The organism is Mycobacterium sp. (genome assembly GCF_008709575.1).
GTDB lineage: Bacteria > Actinomycetota > Actinomycetes > Mycobacteriales > Mycobacteriaceae > Mycobacterium.
The window spans coordinates 1-633 of sequence record NZ_VYIK01000442.1; the positions used below are offsets into that span (position 1 = coordinate 1).

A 633-nucleotide genomic window follows, 5' to 3' on the forward strand; every position below is an offset into this window, starting at 1 on the left:
TCCACGCAGTGTGCGCGACCGGGCACCGGGACTGCTCGTAGAGACTATCCGCCGCAAGGCTGAAAGCGCCGGCGGCGATCGCCTCTACGAGTACAGCCCCTACACGACTGCCCTGTCGCAAACCTGTTTATGTGGGAACCGGAAGAAAAAGCCGCTCAACCAACGGGTCCACCGCTGCGGGTGCGGCATCACAGAAGACCGGGACCTGTTTTCGGCATTCCTGGGACTGCACGTCCACAGGGGCGCTGATGGTTCCGACCGGCTGGATCTGGAAGCAGCCAACCATGGTTGGCTGCTCCACCGTCACGACGTTGATGGGCGTCGAGGTCCGGCCGTAGCAGTATCTAAGCAGCGAGGCCGCAGACATCCGCCCTCGCGGAGGTCAGTGGCGCGTATCAAAGCCCGGCGTAAAGCCAAAGCCGCGATGCGACAGAGCCGCTCGACGCAAACCTTCCCTGCTGGTGAGCCTACGGCGCTACCCGCCCAACAAGCGGCATAGCGCGACAGCACACCACCACAAGGAATTCGCGCATCTTCAATGCGCGGAGGACGTCACCGCTCACTCGTCGGCGACGACCCGTTCCCAGGGCGCAGGCACCGGGAAGTAGCTTTCCAGGAACTCGCCGACCACTC

Annotated in this window: 2 protein-coding genes; one reads left to right on the top strand and one right to left on the bottom strand. The window is 63.7% G+C overall.

The window, feature by feature from the left end:
- Positions 1-10 precede the first annotated feature (10 nt).
- Entirely contained in the window at positions 11-499 is a 489-nt protein-coding gene (locus F6Q13_RS19485; protein ID WP_293060000.1) for a zinc ribbon domain-containing protein, read from the top strand.
- Positions 500-559: 60 nt separating this feature from the next.
- On the opposite strand, the gene F6Q13_RS20405 is transcribed toward F6Q13_RS19485, so the two are convergent.
- On the bottom strand, positions 560-631 hold the full coding sequence (locus tag F6Q13_RS20405; protein ID WP_367141377.1) for a hypothetical protein: 72 nt from the start codon (positions 629-631) through the stop codon (positions 560-562).
- Positions 632-633 lie beyond the last annotated feature (2 nt).